Origin of the sequence: Streptomyces sp. NPDC058469 (assembly GCF_042721125.1) — a bacterium.
Classification (GTDB): Bacteria; Actinomycetota; Actinomycetes; order Streptomycetales; family Streptomycetaceae; genus Streptomyces.
The window spans coordinates 1-5406 of sequence record NZ_JBHXME010000307.1 but is presented as its reverse complement, the minus strand read 5'-3'; the positions used below and the strand labels follow the sequence as shown (position 1 = coordinate 5406).

Below are 5406 nucleotides of genomic sequence, written 5' to 3'. Positions count from 1 at the left end.
CCCGGCCGCCCGGACCTGAAGCAGCAGGAGAAGTAGCCATGGCGCGACTCGCCCACCGGCTCCACACCCCTCACGCCCCGGCAACGGCGCCTCGCCCGGAGAGTCCTGACCCCATGTTCCGCTTCCTTGTCCGCCGTACGATCGGCGCGCTGGTCATTCTGCTGATCATCAGCGCCATCACCTTCTGGCTCTTCTACGCCGTCCCGCGTGACCCGGCCATGATGTCCTGCGGCAAGAACTGCACGCCGGCCTCGCTCGCGCAGATCCGGCACAACCTGGGCATCGACCATCCGATCCCGGTCCAGTACTGGGACTGGCTGAAGGCCATCTTCGTCGGGCGTGACTACAGCGGCTTCGGACACTGCAACGCTCCGTGCCTCGGTTACTCCTTCGCCAACAACGAGCCCGTCTTCGCCACGATCATGGACCGGCTGCCGCTGACCCTCTCGCTGGCCTTCGGCTCGGCGATCATCTTCCTGACCTTCGGTGTCGGCACGGGCATGATCGCGGCGCTGAAGCAGGGCAAGTTCCTGGACAAGTTCGCGACCTCGGCGTCGCTGCTCGGCTCCTCGCTCCAGATCTACTTCGTCGGGTACATCGCGCTGTACTTCCTGGTCTTCAAGGCAGGCATCCTCGACCAGCCCTCCTACACGCCGCTGACCGAGAACCCCGTCTCCTGGTTCTCCGGCCTGCTCCTGCCGTGGATCGTGCTGTCGATCATCTTCACCGCCAACTACACCCGCATGGCCCGCTCCCAGCTCGTCGAGCAGCTCAGCGAGGACTACGTCCGCACCGCCCGCGCCAAGGGCCTCTCGCGTGCGAACGTGTTCCTGCGCTTCGCCTGGCGCGGCGCCATGGGTCCGATCGTCACGGTGTTCGGCATCGACCTGGGCACGCTGATCGGCGGCGCGATCATCACCGAGCAGGTCTTCAGCCTCCAGGGCATCGGCCGGCTCGCGGTGACCTCCGTCAACCAGAGCGACCTGCCGATGCTGCTCGGCGTCACCGTGCTGGCGGCCGCCGCGATCGTGTTCTTCAACATCATCGTCGACGCCGCCTACGCCTTCATCGACCCGCGGATCCGGCTCGCCTGACCCTCCGCCCGTACCCCCTACCCCCCGCATCACCCCCCAGGAGCGTCTCCGTGACGAGCACCGATCAGCAGCCCTTCCTCACCGTCAGGGATCTCAAAGTCCACTTCTCCACCGAGGACGGCATCGTCAAGGCCGTCGACGGGCTCTCCTTCGACCTCGACAAGGGCAAGACGCTCGGCATCGTGGGTGAGTCGGGCTCCGGCAAGTCCGTCACCAACCTGACGATCCTGGGTCTGCACGACCGCGACCGTACGGCGATCGAGGGCGAGATCCTGCTTGAGGGCAAGGAACTGCTCAGCGCCTCCGAACGCGAGCTTGAGCGGCTCCGCGGCAACAAGATGTCCATGATCTTCCAGGACGCCCTGGCCTCGCTGTCGCCGTACCACACGGTCGGCAAGCAGATCAGCGAGGTGTACCGCAAGCACACCGGCGCCTCCAAGAGGGAGTCCCGCGCGCGGGCGATCGAGATGCTGAAGCGGGTCGGGATCCCCCAGCCCGAAGTGCGGGTGGACGACTACCCGCACCTGTTCTCGGGCGGTATGCGCCAGCGCGCGATGATCGCCATGGCGCTGGTCTGCGACCCGGAACTGCTGATCGCCGACGAGCCGACCACCGCCCTCGACGTGACGGTCCAGGCCCAGATCATGGACCTGCTGAAGGACCTCCAGCAGGAGTTCGGCACCGCCATCGTCTTCATCACGCACGACCTCGGTGTGATCGCCGACATCGCCGACGACGTCCTGGTGATGTACGGCGGCCGGTGCGTGGAGCGCGGCACCAAGCAGGAGGTGCTGCGGGCGCCGCAACATCCCTACACGGTGGGCCTGTTGAGCTCCATGCCGAGCCTCGAAGGCCCGGTCGACGTGCCGTTGATGCCGATCCCGGGCTCGCCGCCCTCACTGCTCAACCCGCCGTCCGGCTGCCGCTTCCACCCGCGGTGCACCTTCGCAGAGAAGGTCGAGGGCGGACTGTGTTCGAGCGAGCAGCCCGCACTGAAGGTGGTGGACGGCCGGGGGTCCGCCTGCCACCTCACGGACGGACAGCGCCAGGAATTCTTCGCCGACCTCGCCGCAGTCCGGCACAACTGACGTACGAGAAACGGGACTTCACCATCATGAGCAACGCGAACCCCCTCCTGGACGTCAGCGGGCTGACCAAACACTTCCCGATCAAGGGCGGCTTCCCGATCCGGCGTACGGTCGGCGCCGTGCAGGCCGTCGACGGACTGGACTTCCAAGTCGGCGAGGGCGAGAGCCTGGGCCTGGTCGGCGAGTCGGGCTGTGGCAAGTCGACGACGGGCCGCCTGATCACCCGCCTGCTGGAGCCGACCGGAGGTACGGTCCACTACCGCGGCCAGGACATCACCCACGCCAACCGCAAGCAGCTGGCGCCCATCCGGTCCGAGATCCAGATGATCTTCCAGGACCCGTACGCCTCGCTGAACCCGCGGCAGACGGTCGGCAAGATCGTGTCCGGCCCGATGGAGATCAACGACATCACCCCGGCCGGCGGTCGCGAGGCCCGCGTCCGTGAGCTGCTGGAGATCGTCGGTCTCAACCCCGAGCACTACAACCGCTTCCCGCACGAGTTCTCCGGCGGCCAGCGCCAACGCATCGGTGTCGCCCGCGCGTTGGCCCTCGAACCCAAACTGATCGTGGCGGACGAACCGGTGTCGGCCCTGGACGTCTCGATCCAGGCGCAGGTCGTGAACCTGCTCCAGAAGGTCCAGAAGGAACTCGGCATCGCGTTCGTGTTCATCGCGCACGACCTGGCGATCGTCCGGCACTTCTCACAGCGAGTCGCGGTAATGTACCTCGGCAAGATCGTGGAGATCGCCGACCGCGACGACCTGTACGGCAACCCGCGCCACCCCTATACGCGGGCCCTGTTGTCCGCCGTGCCCGAGGCCACGGTGGACGAGACGCCCGCCCGGGAGCGCATCCGGCTGGTCGGTGACGTGCCGTCGCCGATCAACCCGCCCACGGGCTGCCGTTTCCGTACCCGTTGCTGGAAGGCGACGGAGAAGTGCGCGACGGAGGCTCCGCCGCTGGTACAGGTCGAGGGCAACAAGCCGGGCCACCTGACCGCATGCCACTACCCCGAGACGGCGGACACCGTTCCGGCACCCCGTCTCTCCAAGGACCCCGAGGCGGCGGCCTGACACACCCCTTTAGTCAGCCGCCCCCTTCAGGAACGGACTTTCACCGGCCCATTGACCCGAGCCCATGAACGTCCGGTTCCAGGGGACGAAGGCCCGCGCCCACCCAGGCGCGGGCCTTCGCCACAAGCGGGGCGGGACCGGACAGGCTCGGCGTCAGCCCAACTCCCCGCGCTCCACACAGAATTCATTGCCCTCTGGATCGGCCAGGATGACCCAGCCCCCGCCGTCCGGGCGCGTGTGGTCGGCTATTTGCGTGGCGCCCAGTCGCAGTGCCCGCTCGACTTCCTGGCTACGGGTCCGCCCCTGGGGCTGGAGATCCAGGTGGATGCGGTTCTTCGCCGCCTTGGACTCGGGTACGCGCACGAAGAGCAGCATCGGGCCGCCGGCGGGGTCGACGATCGCCGCCTCCGGGTCACCGGGCTTGTCGTCGTCGGCCAGCGGGCGGCCCAGCAACTCGCTCCAGAACAGGCCGAGTTCGTAGGGGTCGCCGGTGCAGTCGAAAGTGAGGGTACGGATGGTGGTCTTCGCGGAGGACAAGGGGTCCCTTTCGTCTGTCATGCGGTCGCACGCCGGTCCAGGGCCCCTCGTCCGGTCCGCCCTCCTCGCACTCGGCGCGGGCGGTGTCACGGACGTGGTGGAGAAACGTGGCGAGTTGAGTGCGCTCGTCCCAGGCGGGCGGCATGTCGGTTCTTGTCATCGCGGAGAGCATCCCGGAGGGCGGCGGTGATGTCGACCGGTTATCGGACGGCGGACGCCAACTCCACCACGGGTGCGTCGAGTTCGGTACGACCGCCGGGAACGTGGAGGCCAGGCAGCTCAGGAGGTCCGGCGGCATCCGGGTCGGTCCGGCGTGAGTCGGGAAGTCGGGAAGTCGGGAAGAAACGGCCGGGCCCGCCATCCGTCCTCTCCTCCCGTGACACACTGCCGCGGTGGTTGATCGCTCGTTCGCGGATCCTTCGCTCGCCGCGCTGTACGACACCCTCAACCCGTGGGGGCCCGGCGACGACTTCTATCTCGGGCTGGTGATGGCTGCCGACCCCGTGCTCGATGTCGGGTGCGGTACCGGGCGGTTGCTCGGGCGGGCCCGTCGGGAGGGGCATCGGGGGCGGCTCGTGGGGCTCGATCCCGCCGCCGCGATGCTGGTGCGGGCGCGGGCTCATGAACCCGGCGTCGAGTGGCTGCTCGGGGATCTACGGGCGCGGGATTGGCACCGTGAGTTCGAACTCGCCGTCATGACCGGGCACGCCTTCCAAGTGCTGCTCTGCGACGAGGAGTTGCGCCTGGCCCTGCGTGCCGTCCGTGCCGCTCTCGTGCCCGGCGGGAGGTTCGTGTTCGAGACGCGGAATCCAGGAGCCCGGGCCTGGGAGACGTGGACGCCGGACCGGGTGCGGGAGGTCCCCGACGGGCGGGGCGGGGTCGTACGTGTGTGGCACGAGGTCGAGTCCGTGGCGCCTGCCGGCGATCGGGTCACGTTCACCGAGACCTTTGACGGGGCTCGGTGGGAATGGCCGCAGGTCGACCGGACCACCCTGCGATTCCTCGACACCGACACTCTGGACCGCTTCCTCGGCGAGGCCGGGTTCGTCGTTGTCGAGCGGTATGGCGACTGGGAGCGGGGACTGTTGACCCCTGCTTGCCCTGAAATCGTCACCGTGGCTGAATCTGCGGGACGCCGATACAGCTAGGGCGTTTTCCAGTTGCCGTTGGGCCACTCGCTTCTTGGCCAGTGTCGGGCTTCCACGGCCCGAGTAAAGGGCGCTCCCTGCGGTCGCGTCGGCTACGCCGATTCCGCTGCGCTCCACCCTTGACTCGATCCGCTCCAGCCCGTTTGAGAAGCGAGCGAGCAGCCCGAAGGAACGGGTGGCTCAGGCATGAATTCCCTTGCCTGTACTGCGTTCCGGGCCGGGGCGGAGGGGCGCGCTCGCGCCTCACCAGCACGCCGGGCCGGCTTAGCGGCTACCGGCCGGTGGGGTGCGAGGGACAAGGGCAGGGACTGCCCCCACGAGCCATGAGCAGAACCGGGCCGGTGCGAGGGGCCGCATTCGCACCTCGCCAGCACGCCGGGCCGGCTCAGCGGCCAACCCCGAGTGGGTGGTCGCTGGAAGCCGGGGGCAAATCTAACCACCATCACGACCCTTAACCGGTTAGAAA

6 protein-coding genes are annotated in these 5406 nt (G+C 68.2%); 5 read left to right on the top strand and 1 reads right to left on the bottom strand.

The features are described 5' to 3' along the window. Positions 1 to 113: 113 nt before the first annotated feature. Genes ACFWP5_RS51735 through ACFWP5_RS51725 form a run of 3 tightly spaced genes read left to right on the top strand, consistent with a single transcriptional unit; the run spans position 114 to position 3255 of the window. Positions 114 to 1094, top strand: a complete 981-nt coding sequence (locus tag ACFWP5_RS51735) for an ABC transporter permease (RefSeq protein WP_384174205.1) — start codon at positions 114 to 116, stop codon at positions 1092 to 1094. Positions 1095 to 1144: 50 nt separating this feature from the next. Further along, the gene (locus ACFWP5_RS51730; RefSeq protein WP_384174202.1) at positions 1145 to 2182 is read left to right on the top strand and encodes an ABC transporter ATP-binding protein; all 1038 of its coding nucleotides are present in this window, start codon (positions 1145 to 1147) and stop codon (positions 2180 to 2182) included. Between the two features lie 26 nt (positions 2183 to 2208). Next, positions 2209 to 3255, top strand: a complete 1047-nt coding sequence (locus ACFWP5_RS51725; protein ID WP_384174199.1) for an ABC transporter ATP-binding protein — start codon at positions 2209 to 2211, stop codon at positions 3253 to 3255. Positions 3256 to 3408: 153 nt separating this feature from the next. Here the strand turns inward: ACFWP5_RS51725 and ACFWP5_RS51720 are convergent, their stop codons facing one another. Next, the gene (locus tag ACFWP5_RS51720; protein WP_384174196.1) at positions 3409 to 3813 is read right to left on the bottom strand and encodes a VOC family protein; all 405 of its coding nucleotides are present in this window, start codon (positions 3811 to 3813) and stop codon (positions 3409 to 3411) included. 122 nt (positions 3814 to 3935) lie between these two features. Here ACFWP5_RS51720 and ACFWP5_RS51715 point away from each other — a divergent pair, with 122 nt between their 5' ends. After that, positions 3936 to 4109 carry a hypothetical protein gene (locus ACFWP5_RS51715; RefSeq protein WP_384174193.1) on the top strand — a complete coding sequence of 58 codons (174 nt, stop codon included), beginning with the start codon at positions 3936 to 3938 and terminating at the stop codon, positions 4107 to 4109. 75 nt (positions 4110 to 4184) lie between these two features. After that, positions 4185 to 4940 carry a class I SAM-dependent methyltransferase gene (locus ACFWP5_RS51710; protein WP_384174190.1) on the top strand — a complete coding sequence of 252 codons (756 nt, stop codon included), beginning with the start codon at positions 4185 to 4187 and terminating at the stop codon, positions 4938 to 4940. Positions 4941 to 5406 lie beyond the last annotated feature (466 nt).

Coding starts and splice junctions, on each gene's coding strand:
- ACFWP5_RS51735 (WP_384174205.1), top strand. CDS start 114: ATGTTCCGCTTCCTTGTCCGCCGTACGATCGGCGCGCTGGTCATTCTG.
- ACFWP5_RS51725 (WP_384174199.1), top strand. CDS start 2,209: ATGAGCAACGCGAACCCCCTCCTGGACGTCAGCGGGCTGACCAAACAC.
- ACFWP5_RS51720 (WP_384174196.1), bottom strand. CDS start 3,813: ATGACAGACGAAAGGGACCCCTTGTCCTCCGCGAAGACCACCATCCGT.
- ACFWP5_RS51715 (WP_384174193.1), top strand. CDS start 3,936: ATGTCGGTTCTTGTCATCGCGGAGAGCATCCCGGAGGGCGGCGGTGAT.